16 protein-coding genes are annotated in these 18,276 nt (G+C 60.3%); 8 read left to right on the top strand and 8 right to left on the bottom strand.

Annotation, left to right across the window (positions count from 1 at the left end; all coding sequences use genetic code 11):
* Positions 1-5: 5 nt before the first annotated feature.
* Together OHL13_RS17740 and OHL13_RS17735 are read right to left on the bottom strand one after the other, a co-directional pair.
* Positions 6-269, bottom strand: coding sequence for a YtcA family lipoprotein (locus OHL13_RS17740; RefSeq protein ID WP_263411450.1), 264 nt, complete (start codon positions 267-269; stop codon positions 6-8).
* On the bottom strand, positions 266-1,750 hold the full coding sequence (locus OHL13_RS17735) for a TolC family protein (RefSeq protein ID WP_263411449.1): 1,485 nt from the start codon (positions 1,748-1,750) through the stop codon (positions 266-268). The genes OHL13_RS17740 and OHL13_RS17735 overlap by 4 nt, the downstream gene beginning before the upstream one ends.
* Positions 1,751-1,796: 46 nt before the next feature.
* On the opposite strand from OHL13_RS17735, the gene OHL13_RS17730 reads away from it, so the two are divergent.
* The gene (locus OHL13_RS17730) at positions 1,797-2,396 is read left to right on the top strand and encodes a TetR/AcrR family transcriptional regulator (RefSeq protein ID WP_263411448.1); all 600 of its coding nucleotides are present in this window, start codon (positions 1,797-1,799) and stop codon (positions 2,394-2,396) included.
* 67 nt (positions 2,397-2,463) lie between these two features.
* Here the strand turns inward: OHL13_RS17730 and adhP are convergent, their stop codons facing one another.
* From adhP to exaC, 3 genes are read right to left on the bottom strand one after another with little or no spacing between them, the layout of a single operon-like run.
* The gene (gene adhP, locus OHL13_RS17725) at positions 2,464-3,498 is read right to left on the bottom strand and encodes an alcohol dehydrogenase AdhP (protein WP_263411447.1); all 1,035 of its coding nucleotides are present in this window, start codon (positions 3,496-3,498) and stop codon (positions 2,464-2,466) included.
* Between the two features lie 20 nt (positions 3,499-3,518).
* Positions 3,519-3,896, bottom strand: coding sequence for a DUF779 domain-containing protein (locus OHL13_RS17720; protein ID WP_263411446.1), 378 nt, complete (start codon positions 3,894-3,896; stop codon positions 3,519-3,521).
* Positions 3,897-5,432 carry an acetaldehyde dehydrogenase ExaC gene (gene exaC, locus OHL13_RS17715; RefSeq protein WP_317889940.1) on the bottom strand — a complete coding sequence of 512 codons (1,536 nt, stop codon included), beginning with the start codon at positions 5,430-5,432 and terminating at the stop codon, positions 3,897-3,899.
* 207 nt (positions 5,433-5,639) lie between these two features.
* Here exaC and OHL13_RS17710 point away from each other — a divergent pair, with 207 nt between their 5' ends.
* From OHL13_RS17710 to OHL13_RS17680, 7 genes are all read left to right on the top strand, one after another.
* A complete protein-coding gene (locus OHL13_RS17710) occupies positions 5,640-6,662 on the top strand; it encodes a sigma-54-dependent Fis family transcriptional regulator (RefSeq protein ID WP_263411445.1) in 1,023 nt (340 codons plus the stop codon).
* A 212-nt stretch (positions 6,663-6,874) separates the two neighbouring features.
* Positions 6,875-9,877, top strand: coding sequence for a formate dehydrogenase subunit alpha (gene fdhF / locus OHL13_RS17705; RefSeq protein ID WP_263411444.1), 3,003 nt, complete (start codon positions 6,875-6,877; stop codon positions 9,875-9,877).
* Positions 9,877-10,332 (top strand): hypothetical protein, encoded by a 456-nt coding sequence (locus OHL13_RS17700; protein ID WP_263411443.1) that lies wholly within the window; start codon positions 9,877-9,879, stop codon positions 10,330-10,332. Before fdhF ends, OHL13_RS17700 begins: the two co-directional genes overlap by 1 nt.
* Positions 10,333-10,350: 18 nt before the next feature.
* Positions 10,351-11,250 carry a formate dehydrogenase accessory sulfurtransferase FdhD gene (gene fdhD / locus OHL13_RS17695; protein WP_263411442.1) on the top strand — a complete coding sequence of 300 codons (900 nt, stop codon included), beginning with the start codon at positions 10,351-10,353 and terminating at the stop codon, positions 11,248-11,250.
* Complete coding sequence (locus tag OHL13_RS17690; RefSeq protein WP_263411441.1) at positions 11,247-11,627, top strand: DUF7009 family protein; 381 nt, start codon at positions 11,247-11,249, stop codon at positions 11,625-11,627. The genes fdhD and OHL13_RS17690 overlap by 4 nt, the downstream gene beginning before the upstream one ends.
* A 69-nt stretch (positions 11,628-11,696) precedes the next feature.
* A complete protein-coding gene (locus OHL13_RS17685) occupies positions 11,697-13,010 on the top strand; it encodes a cytochrome ubiquinol oxidase subunit I (RefSeq protein ID WP_263411440.1) in 1,314 nt (437 codons plus the stop codon).
* Entirely contained in the window at positions 13,000-14,034 is a 1,035-nt protein-coding gene (locus OHL13_RS17680; protein WP_263411439.1) for a cytochrome d ubiquinol oxidase subunit II, read from the top strand. The genes OHL13_RS17685 and OHL13_RS17680 overlap by 11 nt, the downstream gene beginning before the upstream one ends.
* A 44-nt stretch (positions 14,035-14,078) precedes the next feature.
* On the opposite strand, the gene OHL13_RS17675 is transcribed toward OHL13_RS17680, so the two are convergent.
* The 3 genes from OHL13_RS17675 to OHL13_RS17665 all read right to left on the bottom strand — a co-directional run bounded on the left by OHL13_RS17675 (position 14,079) and on the right by OHL13_RS17665 (position 18,261).
* The gene (locus OHL13_RS17675) at positions 14,079-14,762 is read right to left on the bottom strand and encodes a YoaK family protein (RefSeq protein ID WP_263411438.1); all 684 of its coding nucleotides are present in this window, start codon (positions 14,760-14,762) and stop codon (positions 14,079-14,081) included.
* Positions 14,763-14,980: 218 nt separating this feature from the next.
* A complete protein-coding gene (locus OHL13_RS17670) occupies positions 14,981-16,921 on the bottom strand; it encodes a TolC family protein (protein WP_263411437.1) in 1,941 nt (646 codons plus the stop codon).
* A 50-nt stretch (positions 16,922-16,971) separates the two neighbouring features.
* The gene (locus tag OHL13_RS17665; protein WP_263411436.1) at positions 16,972-18,261 is read right to left on the bottom strand and encodes an efflux RND transporter periplasmic adaptor subunit; all 1,290 of its coding nucleotides are present in this window, start codon (positions 18,259-18,261) and stop codon (positions 16,972-16,974) included.
* Between the last annotated feature and the right edge of the window lie 15 nt (positions 18,262-18,276).

The following is an 18,276-nucleotide window of genomic DNA, read 5'->3' as shown; positions in this document are numbered from 1 at the left end:
TGCCTTTACGCGAAAAAGCACAGCCACAGCAGCGCCGTAAAGAACACCAGCAGCGCCGGATGAATGATGGCCGGATGCCCGACCGAACTCAGCAGTCCCTCACGGCGCAGCAGCACATGCACCACCGCCGTCAACACAACGCCAAGCGCCAGAGAGACCATCCAGCCTGGAAAGTATGAGCCGACGATTTCAACGTTGGGGTTGCGGGCGCAGCCCACCATCAGGCACAGCGCCAGAAACATGAGTACAGCCCTGAAGAACGAGTTCACGGTTTCCATCCTGTTGTTGAGCCATTGACTGATGGCATATTTCCAATCGCGTAGCTAAGTGCCGCCGCGCTCTGCTGTACATGGGCGCGCGCACGCACATCCTCAAGCCGCGCCTGCGCCAGTTGCCGCTCCGCCTGCACCACATCCACCAGCGACCGCACTCCGTAGCGGAACGCATCGAGCGAGGACTCATACGAAACCGTGGAAGAATCCAGAAAACTCTGCGATGCATGCTGCTGCTCGATCGCGGTCTTGTAGTCCACATACGAGTCCCACACCTGCCGGGTCACGGCATCCTGCGTGGCGCGCTGCTCTTCCGCGGCAGCCTTCTGTTCCGCCATGGCGGCATTCACCTCGTGTCCGCGCGCGCCATTGAAGATCTCCCACTTCAGGCGGACAGCCGCGGACCACGTGGAAACATTCGCTCGCCCCAGCTGGCCAAAGTCAGCGGTGGGCCACATATTCGTCTGCCCGCCCGTAGCAGTCAGACCAACCTCAGGCAGATACTTCGCCCGGGCGGCCTTGGTCGCCTGCTGCGCACGGTTCAACTCCTGCGCGCGCGCCAGCAGATCAGGCCGGTTCTTCCATGCCTTGTCGATCAGCTCTTCCACCGGTGCATCAAAATCCTCAGGTGCGACCTTGTTCATCGCAACAACGGCAATCTCCGCCGTCGGCTCTACTCCAATCGTCTCCGTCAGCGACAGCTTTGCCTTCTGCACCTCGCCCTCGGCGCTGGCCAGGTCATACCGCGCTCCCGCTTCACCAGCCTGCGCGTTCTGCACATCCGGCAGCGTCGAACGGCCATTGTCGAACTGCGACTGCGCGTTCGAGCGCAGCGTCTGCGCCGTCAGCAGAATCTGCTTTGCGGCGTCCAGTTGCCCCATCGCCTGCTGCACCCGGAAAAACTGCACCGCCGTCTGGTAAGCAATGGTCTGGCTGGTCCGCCCGAACTTCAGCGCGGAGGCCACCTCCAGAGCTTTGCTACCCTCCAGCTTCGGGCGGCGGCCATAATCCAGCAGGCTGTACTGCAGCTCCAGTTGAGCCAGCGCCGTCGGCAGCTCCACTGTCACATAGCCACGCGGAGCCAGTGGCTTAGGGAACGGGGTGATCACCCGCGCATCACTACCCTGCACGGCAAAACCCAGCAGCGGCAGATACTGCGCACGCTGCACGCCCGCCTCTTCCATGGCGCGCTTGGCCTGCGCCCAGGCAATACGCGCCTCCGGGCTGGCGCTCTCGGCAATGTCAATCAACTCAGCCAGCTCATAGGTATGCGTCGCATCCAGCTTGGGAATCGGCCGGAAGCTTGACGCAGTCCCAATGCACCGCGACGCCTGCCGCGCTGTAAGCACCTGTTCGCAGCCGGCCGCAACCGTCTGCGCCAGCAAAGACGGCATAGCGGAGACCAGCAGCAGCGCCGCCAGCGTGGCCGCCCCGCGCTGGACTCTCTTACCCGTGTTTGAATTGTTTACGCCGTACACGATACGAAGTATACACTGTAAACATAAAACTGCTAGAGTTAATTTCATGTCGCCCCGGAAACCGACGGAACTCGAATCCCCCGGTCTTCGCCAGCGCATCATCGATGCCGCCGGCAGGATCTTTGTCGAAGAGGGTTACGACCACCTCTCCATGCGTCACGTAGCCCAGGTTGCCGGTTGCTCCCAGATGGCGGCCTACCGGCACTTTGCCAACAAGGAGGCGCTCACCCAGCATCTGTGCGCCCAACTGTACACCGATTTCACCAGCAAGATGTTTCGACAGATGGAAGCTGCCAGTGAAGCCTGGGAGCAGATCCGTATTTTCGTCACCGCCTTATTAAACTTCGCCGTCACCTATCCTGACCATTACTCATTAGTCTTCCTGATCCGTCACTCGGATGAGGGGGTCATCGCCGAACGCGAGCAACTGGGCGAACAGTTTTTACAGGCAATTCACGCTCTCATCCGCAAAGTGCTTCCCGACGATACCCCTGTCTCGACCTCCAACATGCGCATGCGTCAGGTGCTTACCTGCCTGCACGGGACCGCCGCCCTGCTCATCGCACATCCCCGCGCCTACGGGCTCAGCAAGCCAAAAGCCATCAAAGACGCCGAAGACGCCATTACCTTACTTTTGCGCGTTTAAACGCGAAAATGCGGGGCTGGATTCCTTGAAATCCAGCCCCGCAGCGCTTTTCTTCCTTTTTTGCGCCTTACGGCTTCGCCAGCTCCATCACAATGCGGCCATCGATCTTGCCCGCCTTCATCTGGTCGAAGATGGAGTTGATGTCTTCCAGGGCCGCCGTCTTGTAGGTCACCTTCACCTTGCCTTCGGCGGCAAAGCTCAGGCACTCGGCCAGATCTACACGCGTGCCCACAATCGATCCGCGCAGCGTCTTGCGATTCAGCACCAGGTCAAAGATCGACACCGGAAAATCTCCCGGCGGCAGACCGCACAGCGACATAATGCCCTTGCGGCGCAACAGGTTCTCCGCCAGCGCAAATGCCTTTGGCGAAACCGCCGTCACCAGCACACCATGCGCTCCGCCACCGGTAATCTTCATCACCTGGTCGACTGCATCGGCGTCCAGTCCGTTGACCGCCGCCTCCGCGCCCAGCTTCTTCGCCAGGTCCAGCTTCTCCTGCGCAATGTCGATGGCAACCACATGCAGCCCCATCGCCTTGGCATACTGCACGGCCAGGTGCCCCAGGCCGCCAATGCCCGAAATGGCAACCCACTGCCCCGGACGCGCCTCGGTCTCTTTCAGCCCCTTGTACACCGTCACGCCCGCACACAGAATCGGCGCCACCGGCGTGAACTCCAGGTTGTCCGGAATATGGCCGACGTAGTTCGGATCTACCAGCACATACTCCGCGAAGCTTCCATCCACCGAATAACCGGCGTTCTTCTGCTGTTTGCACAGCGTCTCCCATCCGCTCAGGCAGAACTCGCAGCTGCCGCATGCGCTGTATAGCCACGGCACGCCAATGCGGTCGCCTTCCTTCACCGTCTTCACGCCGTCGCCCACGGCAACCACGTAACCAACACCTTCATGACCGGGGATAAACGGCGGGCTCGGCTTCACTGGCCAGTCGCCTTCCGCAGCGTGCAGGTCCGTATGACACACACCGGTGGAGATCACCTTCATCAATGCCTGCCCGGGCCCAACCTCGGGAACCGGCACTTCTTCAATCACCAGTGGCTTTCCAAACTCACGTACCACGGCAGCTTTCATCGTCTTCGACACAGTCGTTCCACCTTTCCTTGCTAAATGCGACCGGCATCCCGGAGCGCACGAATTTCGTCGTCAGTAAATACACGCGATCGTGTAAGGAACTGCAGTCCTCCCGGGCCTTCCAGCGAGAATGCCGCGCCGAACCCCGGAATAACGTCAATGATCAGTTGGGTATGTTTCCAGTACTCAAACTGTTGCGGCGAAATATAAAACGGAGAGCCACCAATCTCTCCCACCTTCACATCACGGCTGCCAATGCGGAACTCCCCTTCCGGGAAGCACATTGGCGCGCTGCCTTCGCAGCACCCGCCGGACTGGTAAAACATCAGCGGGCCGTGCGCGGCCTTAAGCTCATCTATCAAACTCAAGGCCGCCGGTGTTGCAACTACCTGCTCAGGCAGGTTTGTCATTTAGAACAGCCCCAGCTTCTTCGTGCTGTAACTGACCAGCTGGTTCTTCGTCTGCTGGTAGTGGTCCAGCATCATCAGGTGGTTCTCGCGGCCAATGCCGCTCTGCTTGTATCCGCCAAAGGCAGCGTGCGCGGGATACATATGGTAGCAGTTGGTCCACACGCGGCCGGCTTCAATGCCGCGGCCAAAGCGGTAGGCACGGTTCATATCGCGTGTCCACACGCCAGCGCCCAGGCCATACAGCGTGTCGTTGGCAATCTCCAGGGCTTCGTCGTCCGTCTTGAAGGTGGTCACCGCCAGCACCGGCCCGAAGATCTCTTCCTGGAAGATGCGCATCTTGTTATGGCCCTTGAAGATCGTCGGCTGAATGTAGAAGCCGCCCGCAAGGTCGCCTTCCATCTTCGCGGCATCGCCGCCAATCAGAAGCTCCGCACCTTCTTTGCGGCCCAGGTCCAGGTACGACACGATCTTTTCAAACTGCTGCTTTGACGCCTGCGCGCCAATCATCGTATCCATATCCAGCGGGTTGGCCTGCTTGATGGCCTTCACCCGCGCCAGAGCACGCTCCATGAACTTGTCATAGATCGACTCGTGAATCAGAGCGCGCGACGGGCAGGTACAAACCTCTCCCTGGTTGAACGCAAACAACGCAAGGCCCTCCAGGGCCTTGTCCACATACTCATCGTCCTCGCTCATCACATCCTGGAAGAAGATGTTCGGCGACTTGCCGCCAAGCTCCAGCGTCATCGGAATGATATTCTCCGACGCGTATTGCATGATCATGCGGCCGGTGACGGTAGAGCCCGTAAACGCGATCTTATTGATGCGCGGGTTGGTGGCAAGTTCCTTGCCCACCTCGCGGCCAAAGCCGTTGACCACGTTCAGCACACCCGCCGGCAGCAGGTCGCCCACAATCTCCATCAACATCAGGATCGAGACCGGCGTCTGCTCCGCGGGCTTCAGCACAATGCAGTTGCCCGCGGCCAGCGCCGGAGCCAGCTTCCAGGCCGCCATCAACAGCGGGAAGTTCCACGGAATGATCTGGCCTACGACACCCAGCGGCTCATGGTAGTGATAGGCCACCGTGTCATGGTCAATCTCGGAGATGCCGCCCTGCTGTGCGCGAATCGCGCCTGCAAAGTAGCGGAAGTGGTCTGCGCTCAGCGGGACATCAGCAGCGGTGGTCTCGCGGATGGGCTTGCCGTTGTCCCAGGTCTCGGCCGCGGCCAGCAGCTCCACATTATCTTCAATGCGCTGCGCAATCTTGATCAGAATGTTCGAGCGCTCGGTCACCGAGGTCTTCGCCCAGGCCTTCTTCGCCTTGTGCGCCGCATCCAGCGCCTTCTCGATGTCCGCCGCTCCCGAGCGCGGAACTTCGCACAGAACCTTGCCGGTCACCGGCGTAATGTTTTCAAAATACTGGCCGGAGACGGGCTCAACCCACTCTCCGCCGATGTAATTGCCATAGCGTTTCCGAAACGGGACGGGATGTCCATAGTGCATGGGGTCAAGCTGAATAGAAGGTGAGGTGGCCACTGTGTTTCTTCCTTTTCTGCTCCCGGTCACGGGCAGGAGCTTCCCTGTTCACGGCAAATCCTGCTCCCCCGGAATAACCGTTGCCAAGGCGACATATGTCGCACTGTCGCAACTTGCAACAGACGTCGACATCGCTCGATTTGGGGAGTAATCTCCTCTTCGTAGACCACCCACGCGGGCTCATCGTCTACAGTCAGCGGAGTCTTTATGCAGCAGGCGAATTCGATCAGCCTTCGGCACCCCCTCCCGGAGATCATCCAGGCCTCGTGGCATCGCTGCCGTCACTACGGCATGTCGCCCCACTGGCATGTAAACCAGAACCCGCTCACCGACTCCGAACTCCACCTGCAGCAGGACCGCCACCACCAGCTTCGCCGCCTTGCCCTGCGCGAGATGCGCATCCTGGAACACACCCTCGCAAGCACCGGCCGCATCCTGTTACTGGCTGATTCCACAGGAATTATCCTTGATTCGCAAGGCGACAACGCCTTCCTCGGACGAGCCCGCCGCGTCTCCCTGATGCCTGGCGCCAACTGGCGCGAACAGATCACCGGGACCAACGCCATCGGTACCGCCATCGTCGAGCGCCGGTTCGTCCAGGTGCTTGGTCAGCAGCATTTCTTCGACGAAAACCGCTTCCTGGCCTGCAACGCCATGCCCATCATGGCGCCCACCGGGCACCTGGCCGGCGTGCTCGACATCTCCAACCACGCCTGCGAAAGCATCCACTCCCCGGGCCGTCTGGTCCGGCATGCCGTCGCCCATATTGAGCATGATTGGGTGGCGGAAATTGCGACGGACCTCCTGGTCCGCTTCCACCCGCATCCTTCCTGGCTTAATACCCCCGAAGAAGGCATCCTCACCTTTGAAGACGGTCTGCTGACCGGCGCAAGCACGCGCGCCCTTGCCTACCTTGGGCTGTCACCCGCGTCCATTCACGCGCTGCACTGGTCTGAGATCTTCCAGCACCGTCCTATGTACGGCCAGCAGGAGCTGCGCCCGTACCACACGCCGGGTATTTTCTATGCGGATGTCGGCAAAGCCTGCACCGCCTCGGCCCGCATTGCGGCAACAGAAACGGCGCACACCGGCCCGGAAAACCTGGAAGACCTGAAAGACGAAGCCCTGCGCCGTGCCGTGGAAGCGGAGAATGGCAATATCTCCGCGGCGGCGCGCAAACTTGGTATTCATCGCAGCACCTTCTACCGCCGCCTGAACCGTACCAGCTAGCTGCTTCTATCGGCAGCCCTGGGAGAGGCGCCCATGCGCCCTGCACTTTCTTTCTCAAAAGAATCTCCGGCTCTCCAGTCACCCGAATGAGGGGGTGCCTTTTCCCCCGCAGCGGGGTCGAGGATTTCCGCGTACAACCCTACTTTGGATATGAAAGCGCAAAGCAGCGCCTGGCCCGATACAGGCGACTCCGCAGAAGAGGTATCCGCCCCATGGATGATCAGCAAACTCCGTCGAACGTACAGATTGTGCTCAATGACAAGCCTGTTGAAGCCCAGGCCGGCGAACTTCTCGTGGAAGCGATCCTGCGCAACACCGAGATTCCCCACATCTGCTACCACTCGCCCCTGATGGGCCCCATTCAGAGCTGCGATACCTGCCTGGTGGAAGTCGACGGCAAGATCGTTCGCTCCTGCGGTCAAAAAGTAAAAGCCGGTCTGCGCGTCGTCACCAACTCTCCGCAGGCGGAACAGGCGCGCGCCGAAGCCTTCGACACCATCCTCGGCAACCACATGCTCTACTGCACCGTGTGCGATAACAACAACGAGAACTGCCGCGTGCATAACACCGCGCTGGAACTCAATGTCCGCCACCAGGTTCATCCCTTCAAGCCCAAGCCGTATGAAGTGGACATGTCCAACCCCTTCTACCGCTACGACCCCAGCCAGTGCATCCTGTGCGGACAGTGCGTGCAGGCCTGCCAGACCGTGCAGGTGAATGAGACCCTGACCATCGACTGGGAGCGCGAGCATCCGCGTGTGCTGTGGGACGGCGGCGAGCAGATCGCCGGTTCCAGCTGCGTCTCCTGCGGACACTGCGTTACCGTCTGCCCCTGCAATGCGCTGATGGAAAAGAACATGCTCGGCGAAGCCGGCTACCTGAGCGGAATTCCGCATGACTCGCTCAACAAGATGATTGACGTAGTCAAGAACCTGGAGCCGGAGATGGGCTACGGCGCCATCATGCAGGTCTCGCAGGTTGAGTCCAAGATGCGCGAAGAGCGCGTCAAGAAAACCAAGACCGTCTGCACCTACTGCGGCGTCGGTTGCAGCTACGACGTATGGACCAAGGACCGCGAGATCCTGAAGATCGTTCCCCTGCACGGCGCAGCCAACCAGATCTCCACCTGTGTGAAGGGCAAGTTCGGCTGGGACTTCGTCAACCATAAGGATCGCCTGCAGAAGCCGCTGATCCGCGAAGGCGACAGCTTCCGCGAAGTCTCCTGGGAGGAAGCTCTCAACTACGTCTCCTCGCGCCTGTCCTCCATCAAGCAGGAATCCGGTCCGGACTCCATCGGTGTCATCATCTCCTCGAAGACCAGCAACGAAGACGGCTTCCTGATGCAGAAGTTCGCACGCACCGTCATCGGAACGCACAACATCGACAACTGCTCGCGGTACTGCCAGTCCCCAGCGACTGAAGGCCTGTTCCGCACTGTGGGTCTGGCGGGCGATGCCGGTGGCATTGAAGACATCGGCAAGTCAAAGCTGGTGCTGATCGTCGGCAGCAACACCACCGAGTCGCACCCTGTACTTTCCACCCGCATCAAGCGCGCGCATAAGTTCCACGGGCAGAAGATCATCGTCGCCGACCTGCGCAAACATGAGATTGCCGAGCGCGCCAACATCTTCTTCCGCCCCAAGCCCGGTACGGACCTGGTCTGGCTCTCGGCCATGAGCCGCTATGCGATCGACAACGGCTACGCCAAGACGGACTTCCTGCGCGACCGCGTCAACGGCCTGGAAGAGTATCGCAAGAGCCTGGAACCCTTCACCATGGAGTTCGCGTCGCAGACATGCGAGGTTCCACTGGAAACGCTGCACCAGGTTGCGGAAGAGATCGTCAAAGCCGAGACCATGTGCATCCTGTGGGCCATGGGCATCACGCAGCATGTCATGGGGTCGGATAGCTCTACCGCCATCTCCAACCTGTTACTCATCACCGGCAACTACGGCCGCCCGCACTGCGGAGCCTTCCCTTTGCGCGGCCACAACAACGTGCAGGGCGCGGGCGACATTGGCGCCTCGCCCACCAACTTCCCCGGCTATCAGAGCGTGCTGGATGAAACTGTTCGCACCCAATACGAACAGGCCTGGAACACCACGCTTCCACATCACGCGGGCATGAACAACCACCAGATGGTGGAAGCAATCTACGAAGGCAAGATGCGTGCCCTGTATCTCGCCGGCGAAGACATGATCTCTGCCGACTCCAACGCAAACCGCATCGCCGGAGCCTTCGAGAAGCTGGATCTCTTCGTCGTGCAGGACATCTTCTTCTCCGAAACCTGCCGCTACGCCGACGTCATCTTCCCTGCCGCACCGGCCCTTGAAAAGGACGGCACCTTCACCAACACTGAGCGCCGTATCCAGCGCTTCCATCAGGCGCTGCCGGAACTCGGCGACAGCCTCGCCGACTGGAAGATCACCCAGGCACTGGCAAAGAAGATGGGTGCCGACTGGAACTACACGCACCCGTCAGAGATCATGGCCGAGCTCGCATCCCTCTCGCCCATCTATGCCGGTGTTACCTACGATCGCCTGGAAGGCTGGAATACGCTGCAGTGGCCGGTGCATCCCGATGGCAAGGACGAGCCTGTGCTCTACCTCGACAGCTTCGCTTTCCCGGATGGCAAGGCCCGCCTTTATCCGCTGGAATACCGCCAGCCAGCGGAGTCACCGGATGCAAGCTTCGACCTGCTGCTGAACAACGGTCGCCAGCTTGAGCACTTCCACGAAGGCAACATGACGCACCGCGTCCCCGGCATTCACGAAGAGAACCCGGAACGCTATGTCGAAATCTCGCCCGAGCTCGCCGCCGACCGCGGGATCGAGTCCGGCCAGTGGGTACGTCTCACCAGCCGCTACGGCTCGCTCAAGGCAAAGGTTCTGGTTACCGGTCGCGTGCAGGGCAAGCAGGTCTTCATGCCGCTCACCTCGCAGGAAGGCCCGCTGAACATCCTCACCGGATCGCATACCGACTCAGCCACCTTTACCCCCGCGTACAAGGAAACCGCCGTACGCATGGATATTCTGCCGGAGCGCGGCAACAGCCCGCTGCCATCCATGAACTTCCGCGTCAGCGGCAAGCGCACACCGCAGATGGGCGTTGAGGTGGAGCGCAAGTGGAAGCGCAAGGACTATCACTTCCCCGGCGAACCCAAGCTGGTGCAGATCACCGAGAATCCTTATTACAACGCTCCGAGGAAACGCTAATGGCAAAGGCAGTCGAGTTCCGCAGATTTACGCCCGAAGACAGCAGGGCCGACCTCATCCGCCGTATTGAAGCGGCCCCGCACGAGCACGCCGAAGCAATTCTGGAAGCCTACGAGCTTCTGCAGAATCTGCATAAAACCGGCGTGATCGCGGCAGCCAATGGAGCTTTCAATGCCGGTGAAACCGTCATAGGCAAGCTCACCGACGTTGTCAGTTCAAAGCCGGCGATCGCAGCCATGCGCCTCGGCCTGATCTTCGGCGACATCCTCACCTCTCTCGACGCCAACCAGGTGCATGAGATCGTGGCCAGCACCCGGAAGTCTCCGCCGTCGTGGTTCAGGATCATCCGCCAGCTCTTCCGCCCGGAAACCCGCCAGGTCATGGGCCTCGGCCTCGGCCTCATGCAGGCCGTCGGAGACTCCATGAACGCATCCGGCACCACCAAACACGATTAAGAGAGCACAGCGAATGCCATGAGCGACGATCTTGTATGTACGCTTCTCGAAGCATCCAGGACCTCTTCCATTCTCCGTGTCAGTGACGGACACGCGGTCAGCACAGACGATGAGCTCGCGGTGGAAGAGCCTCTGGAGATCCAGCTTGAGCACGGGCCGCAGCATGACCGCCGCACCAAATCCATCTCGGTAACCATGCGCACCCCGGGCAACGATGCCGAACTGGCCGCTGGCTTTCTTCTTTCCGAAGGCGTGATTCACGACTTCGACGACCTGGAGAACGCAGAGGATCTGCTCCACGCGAGCGGACCGGCAGCCAATGAGCTCCAGCGACGCAGCACGATCACGCTGAAGCTGCGGCCAGACCTCACCGTACCCGATCTCACGCTGGAGCGTAACTTCTACACCACCTCAAGCTGCGGTGTGTGCGGCAAGGCATCTCTGATGGCACTGCGGGTTCAGGCTCCGCCACGCGCGGCAAATAACTTCCACATCGCTTCGGAGACGCTGTACAGCCTGACCCACATTCTGGAGGACCGACAGCAAATCTTCTCGCGCACCGGCGGACTTCATGCCGCAGGACTGGTTTCAAGCTCGGGCCAACTCCTCGCCGTTCGCGAAGATGTAGGCCGGCACAATGCGGTCGACAAGCTCTTCGGCAACGCTCTCCTCTCTGACGCGCTGCCGCTCCGCGATTCGCTGCTGTTTCTTTCCGGCCGTGCCAGCTTTGAACTGTTGCAGAAGTCTGTCATGGCCGGCATTCCCATGGTCGTTGCGCTCGGTGCCCCTTCCAGTCTTGCCGTCGATGTTGCGCGGCAGTTTGACATCACGCTGGTGGGCTTTCTCAAGTCAACACGCTTCAACATCTACCACGGTGCCTCGCGCATCACGCATTTTGAAAAGGAGACAGTGGCATGAAACTTCGCATTCTAGGCAACTCCATCCGGCTACGCCTCAGCAAACCCGAGGTTGCGAAGCTGCACGAGACCGGACGAGTCGAAGAGTCTCTCTCTCTCAGCCCCACAGACCCGTGGGACCGCTTGTCCTATGCAATTGAGCACACCGAACAGGTCACGAAGTTTGAGGTCTCCCACATCGGCGATGAGATCCGTGTCCTGATTCCCAGTCACGAAGTACGCAAGTGGGCCGACGGCGAGCTGGTCGGCATGTACGGCGCTTTCCCCGTCTACGGCGATCAACTCCTCACCATCACCGTCGAAAAGGACTTCGCCTGCCTCGACAAAAGTGACGCCGACAACGCGGACATGTTCCCCAACCCAAACCTTACCTGCTAACGGCTCAGCCGCGGCAAATCTCTTCTCCTCGGAGGCGACGTGAACGACTTCATCGCAGCACGCTCTCAGATGGCAGCATCTCTGGCATTCCACATCATCTTTGCGGCCATGGGCGTCGCTCTTCCGCTCATGATGGTGATCGCGGAGTATCTCTGGCAGCGCACCGGTAACTCCGAGTACCTTCTCATCGCGAAGCGCTGGGCCAAGGGCACAGCCATCCTCTTCGTGATTGGCGCACTCACCGGCACGGTCCTCTCCTTTGAACTAGGTCTGCTGTGGCCACGCTTCATGGCCGCCGCCGGCGATGTGATCGGTATGCCGTTCTCCATGGAGGGCTTCGCCTTCTTCACCGAGGCGATCTTCCTCGGCATCTACCTCTATGGATGGAACCGTGTAAGCCCGCGTGTCCACCTTCTCTCCGGCCTCGTCGTTTCCATCAGCGGACTTGCTTCGGCCATCTTCGTCACCTTCGTGAATGGATGGATGAACACCCCCACCGGCTTCCGTATCGAGAACGGCCAGTTCGTCGACATTCATCCGCTGCAGGCCATGCTCAACCCCGCCGGGCTTCCGGAAGGAATCCACATGGGCCTGGCGGCCTATTGCGCTACCGGCTTTGCCACGGCGGGCATTCACGCCATCATGCTGCTGCGCACCGGCCGCAACCGCTTCCATGAAAGCGCCATCAAGATCGCCTTCACCGTCGGCGCCGTCGCCTGCCTGCTGCAGTTTGTCAGCGGAGACGCGCTGGCCCGCATGGTAGCGCAGAAGCAGCCCACCAAGCTCGCCAGCCTGGAAGGGCAATTCAAAACCGAAACCGGCGCACCGCTTCGTATTGGCGGCATCCCGGACGAGAACGCGCACACCACAAAGTACGCTCTTGAAATTCCCGACGGCCTCAGCCTTCTCGCTTTCCACAAGCCACACGCCACCATTCAGGGCCTGGATAGCTTCCCGCGTGAGCACTGGCCAAACGTCCTTCTGGTCCACATCAGCTTTCAGATCATGGTGGGCTGCGGCTCTCTTCTCACCTTTGTCGCGCTCATCGCCGGCTGGGGCGCATGGAAAGACAAACAGTTCATTACCGACCGGCGCGCCCTCTGGCTTCTGGTCGCCATTGCCCCACTTGGCTTCGTCGCACTCGAAAGCGGTTGGATGGTCACCGAACTTGGCCGTCAGCCGTGGATCATCCAGGGCATTCTGCTCACCCGCGATGCCGTCACATCCACCACGCACCTGGGACGCCTGTTCTACAGCATGAATGTGCTCTACGCGGTCCTCGGCCTGGTCGTCGTCTGGCTCATGGCAGGACACGTCATCCGCACGCCCACGCTTGAAGAACTGGAAACCATTGAGGAAGAAGGAGCCGTCCATGCAGCCTAGCATTCTGCTCGCAGGAGCCATCGTCACCGTTGTTACGATCTACGCGTTGCTGGGAGGCGCCGATTACGGCGCCGGCATGCTGGAGTTCACCGCCTCCGGAAAAACACGCGAAGCCCAGTTGTCTCTCATCGATGACACCATCACGCCCGTCTGGGAAACCAACCACATCTGGCTCATCTTTGCGATTGTTCTTCTCTTCTCCGGCTTTCCAAAGGTCTTCGCCGCCATCATGTCGGCGCTCTTCATCCCGATCTTCCTTTGCCTGGCAGGCATCCTGTTCCGCGGCGCGGCCTTTGTCTTCCGTGCCTACTTCACGCAAAGCCGTAGCATGCAGCTGCTCTTTGCCCGCATCTTCTCCATCGCCAGCCTGCTTACGCCCATCTGTCTGGGCATTGTCATCGGAGCCGTCGCACAGGGCTCGGTCACTTCCATCATGACCGCAAGCAACTACAACGGTGCAACCCTGCAGTGGCTTACACCGTTCACCGTCGTCACCGGTCTCTTCACGGCATCCATCTTCGCGTATCTCGCCGCGGTCTACCTCACGCAGGAAAGCTCCAACCCGCAACTGCAGGAGGCCTTCCGCAACCGCGCTCTCATCGCCGGAGCTTCCGTCGGTTTCTTCGCGGCGCTCACCTTCCTGCTCTCCATTCACGGCGCGCCAGATGTCTTTCACGGTCTGACGCATAACTGGTGGGCACGGTATGAGCAGATCTTTACGGCCATCGCCTCCATCTGCGCCTTCACCGCCCTGTGGAAACGCCGTTACCGCCTGGCTCAGGTCTGCGTCATTCTGCAGACAGCGCTGATTATCTGGGGCTGGGCACTCTCGCAGTATCCCGGCATGGCCGGCCCGGGGCAAATGACCATCCAGCAGAGCGCCGCGCCCGACAACATCCTCTGGACCATCCTGGCTGTAGCCGTCTGCGGCTTGTTCCTGCTGGTCCCTTCCATGATCTTCCTCTTCCGCATCTTCCGGTCATCTTCTCCGAAGTCGGTCTCCACCATCTCGCACGCACTCTAACCAGCTCGCGGCCGCATCCTTATCCAGGGATGCGGCCTTGCACGTTAAGCGGCCTTCGCCCGCACCTGTAAGACCCTTCCCAACACCACAAGCAGAATGGCGCACTCGCCCCACAGCGCATGGTTGTGAAGTCGCGGCGTTGCAAAGGCCCCAAGCACCGCGCCAGCAAAGAACATACTGCAGATCGTCGCAAAGTCTCCGGCCTGCCGCAGATCCTCCGCGGAGTGGCCCGCCAGCACCCACGAAAGCAGGCTCTGCAGCATCGTATGAAGATTGCCGGTCGTAAAGGTGGAGCTGTAGGACTTCTTGTTGACCTGCCGGAAGGTCGCCATCTGCAGCGACGCCGCAAAGGCAATCAGCATCGTAATCCGCAACGATGCGCCGTAACGGGTCGAGAAGCTAAGCCAGCTTAGAACCGCAATCTCCCCAACCAGTACGGCAGCTTCGGGAACACGGACAACCGAGGCAATACTCCGGCACTGCAGCAACCGGGCCACCGTAATGCCGCACAGAAACATCACGATCACAAAGAAGTGCCGCGCCGCGTCCGCCCACACCCGTGTGACAACATCATTGGCCAGCAGCACGACGTTTCCCGTCATCGCATTCGCAAAGACGTGGCCATGCCCAATATAGGTAAACGCATCCAGGTAACCGCCCGCCGCGGCCAGCGCCGCATGCGTGGCAAGCCCCACCTTCACATCCGTTTCTGCTTCCGGATTCATCATCACGCTCATTGAAACAGATGCGGCCGCACGTCCAGACGATTGCAACCCACCGCACGCAAAAATGGGAGCGGCTGGCATCAGGGACCAGCCGCTCCACGGGAAGCGCTGAATGGGGAGGCTCAGCGCCAGAGGCCTAAGGCGGGCTGCCGGAATCTCCGGCAGGGTTCAAAGGAGGGATACCGCTTCATCTCTTCGCGTTCCGCATGGACGCAATACCTTTAGTGGCCGGCGTTGCCGCCATTCGCATAGGCCTCATCCACGGCAACACTGTTGTCATCCAGAATGGTTCCGGCGGCACGCTCCAGCGCAGTCCTGGACTTCGCATAAATGCCGCGCGCAGCTACCTCGGCCGACTCCGCCGCAGCAAAGTTGCTCTGGTACTGGATCAGCTCATACGCCGTTGCCACGCCGGCCTCAAACTTCGCCTGCTCCACATCCAGCGCCTGCGCCTGCAACACGCGCGCATCGGCGGCGGCACGATAACTTTCTTTCGCCTGCTGCAACGCGATGTATGCATCGCCCACCTGGATCCGTACGCGGCTCCTGAGCTGCTGCAGGCGAACCTCGCTCTGGCGGAACTGAAGTTCATCCCGCACGTAATCTGACTTCGCGATCCGGTTATGAACCGGAATCCGCAACTCCGCTCCCACCATGTAGTCGGGATAGCTGCGCTGGAACATCTGACTCAATGCGCTGCCATATCCACCGACCAGGTTCGCCGGAGCCGCCGTGCTTGTCCCCGACGGTGTCGCAGGCGTTCCCGCGGCGCCGTTGTTCTGCATGGAAGCAACCAGGTTCAGCTCCGGCAACATCTGGTTGTGCGATCCCTTCAAAGCAGTCTTTGCCGTCGCAATCTGCTCTCCCGCAAGCGCGACATCCGGCCTCTGGTTCATCGCCGTGCTCAACAGGTTTTCAAGCGAGGGTGCGTCTTCAAGCGCAGGTGCCGGAATCTTCGTCGCGGCTTCAATACGAGCCGCAGCCAGCGTACCGTCAGAAATTCCGTTATGCGTCAGCACTTCTTTCAACAGCAGTTCCTGCTGCAACACCAGTCCTTCAGCGTTGATGTAAGCCTGCCGGCTGCTGGCCACCTGGGCCGCCGCCGATGTCAGGTCCACCGGAGCCTGCGTGCCCAGCTCCACCTGGTTCTTCGTATCTTTGTACAGACGCTGGGCCGCTTCCATATACTCCTGCTTTACCTTCAAATCTTCCTGAAGACTCACCAGGTCCCAATACAGCCGCGTCGTGTCAGAAACCGTGCTGATCAACTGCTGCTCAAACACATCCCGCGCAATGTTCTTCTCGTTCTGCGCAATATGGATGAAGCGCCGGTTCACGCCCGGGCCGAATCCCTGCAGCAATGGCTGCGTGATCGAAAGACTCAGCGTTCCCGTAATAAAAGGATTCAGGTTCACACGCGCCGAGGACTGGTTCAGGCGCGATCCTGTGATCGACGCACTGATTTGCGTTCCCAGCGACAAACCCTGGTTATAGGTCAGCGATCCCGCCGTCGTATGGCTTGAGAAAAAATTGTTGCCGGTAGCAAAGGCATTCGACTGCGGATAATACTGCTGCGCCAGGCTGATGTTCGTCACTACCGAAGGATCGAACTGCGGCAACGCCGGTCCGCTCGAAAACGGCGACTGCCCCAGGATAGAAAGATCCGACGAGCTCTGCGTTGTCGTCGCAAGATCGGCAGCGCTGCTCGGCAACTGCAGCACCGGCGAGTAGCCGCCGATCGCCGTCAGCAATGGAGCCCCCGGTCCACCTTCCCCCGAAGGAAGCTCCGCGACCGTCGTGGACACGCCGCGCAGCACACCACCGCCACGCGCACGCAACAGGTCTGCCGCCGCAAAGTCCAGATCATAACGCTGGATCTCAACATCGAAGTTATTTTTGATCGCCATCAGGATCGCATCCTGCAGCGTAAGCTTCAGTTTCCCATCCCGCACGGGAACCTGGTCGACGCTCTTCAGATACGTGTCCTCCATGCGCGGAGCGCGGTACTGACCAAGAAACCACGGCGTGCGGTTCACTCCACGAAATCCGTTGTCGCCAGCCCGGCGCGCCGCACTCGGCGCCTCCGGCAGCTGCTGTGCTCCGCAGGCCATGCCTGAAAACAGCACACTTCCCGCAGCCAGCAGGCCGGCTAAACCTGTCATGCGTGTTCTGCTTTGTCCTTGTTTCGATCGCATACCCTGCTCCATCACCGTCACTTGCCCTTTGCCGATGCCAGCGTGCCCGAAGCCTGTTTCACATACACAGGATTCACACGCGCATCCTCAGTCGTTGCATCGTTGGGATTGACCACAATGCTCTCTCCCGGCAGCAGCCCGGAACGAATCTCCAGCGTCGCGCCATAATCGTGTCCCACCACAACATCCCGGAAGTGGACATGATGATCCGCGCCAACAACCGCGATCTCAGTTCCATTCGCGCGAAAAACCATCGCCTCGCCCGGTACCGTCACCGTGGGAACGATCTGCGGCACATTGAAGCTCACCGTCGCATACATCCCCGGCAGCAGTTCTCCCGCATGGTTGTCGATATCCACTTCGGTCAGCAGCGTGCGCGTATTCACATCCAGCGAGTTCGCGGTCCGCACCACCGTACCGTGATAGACCTTCCCCGCGCGCTGCACGAATGTCAGATCGGCCGTCTGCCCCACCTTGATGGAAGAGGCACTCTCCTGCGGCACATCGATGTAGGTACGCAGCACATCATTCTTCGCCATGCGGAAAAGCAAGGTGCTGGTTGAGGTCACCAGGGCTCCCTCATCCACATTGCGCTGCGTGATCACGCCATCGAACGGCGCGCGAATCACCTCAAACCCCTGCAGCTCCCGGTACCGGCTCAGGTTAGCGGCACTGGACGAAAGATTTCCCTTTGCCACTTCCAGATTGGCTTCGGCCGCGCCCACGGCCGCTGCCTGCGCGCTATACGCAAACTGGTAGTTATCATTGGCCTGCCGGGAAACAGCGCCGCGCTTCACCAGCGCAGCCCAGCGCTCCGCCGTTACACCGGCAATACCGGCATTGGCCTTCGACTGCTCCAGCGAAGCCTGGCTCTGTTGCACCGAAGCCCGGCTCTGCTGCACCATCGCGCCTGCCTGCTGTACCTGTTGGTCAAGGTCCGGCGCGGAGATCACACCCAGCACCTGTCCCGCGCGGACATGATCGCCAATATCGACATAACGCTTCTTCAGATATCCATCCGCCCTGGCCAGAATCGGAGACTCCGTAATCGGCGACAATGTTCCTGACAGCTGCAGCGCCACACTCCCCGCCGATGGCTGTACGGTCGTCACATACACCGTCGGAATCGCGGCAACGCTCGCCGCTTCCTCGTTCTTAAGGGCCATGGCATGCAGCAGGCGCGGAACCACTCCGATCGCCAGCACCATCAACACCACAACCACCACCAGCGCGACAGGGCGATTCCAATAGCGCTCCTGCGGCGTCTGCACGGCATCTCCCTGCTTCAACTCATTCGGTCCTGACATCGTCGTTTGCTCCTT

The sequence above is a fragment of the Terriglobus tenax genome (assembly GCF_025685395.1).
Classification (GTDB): domain Bacteria; phylum Acidobacteriota; class Terriglobia; order Terriglobales; family Acidobacteriaceae; genus Terriglobus; species Terriglobus tenax.
This window is presented reverse-complemented; position numbering and strand designations above follow the sequence as displayed.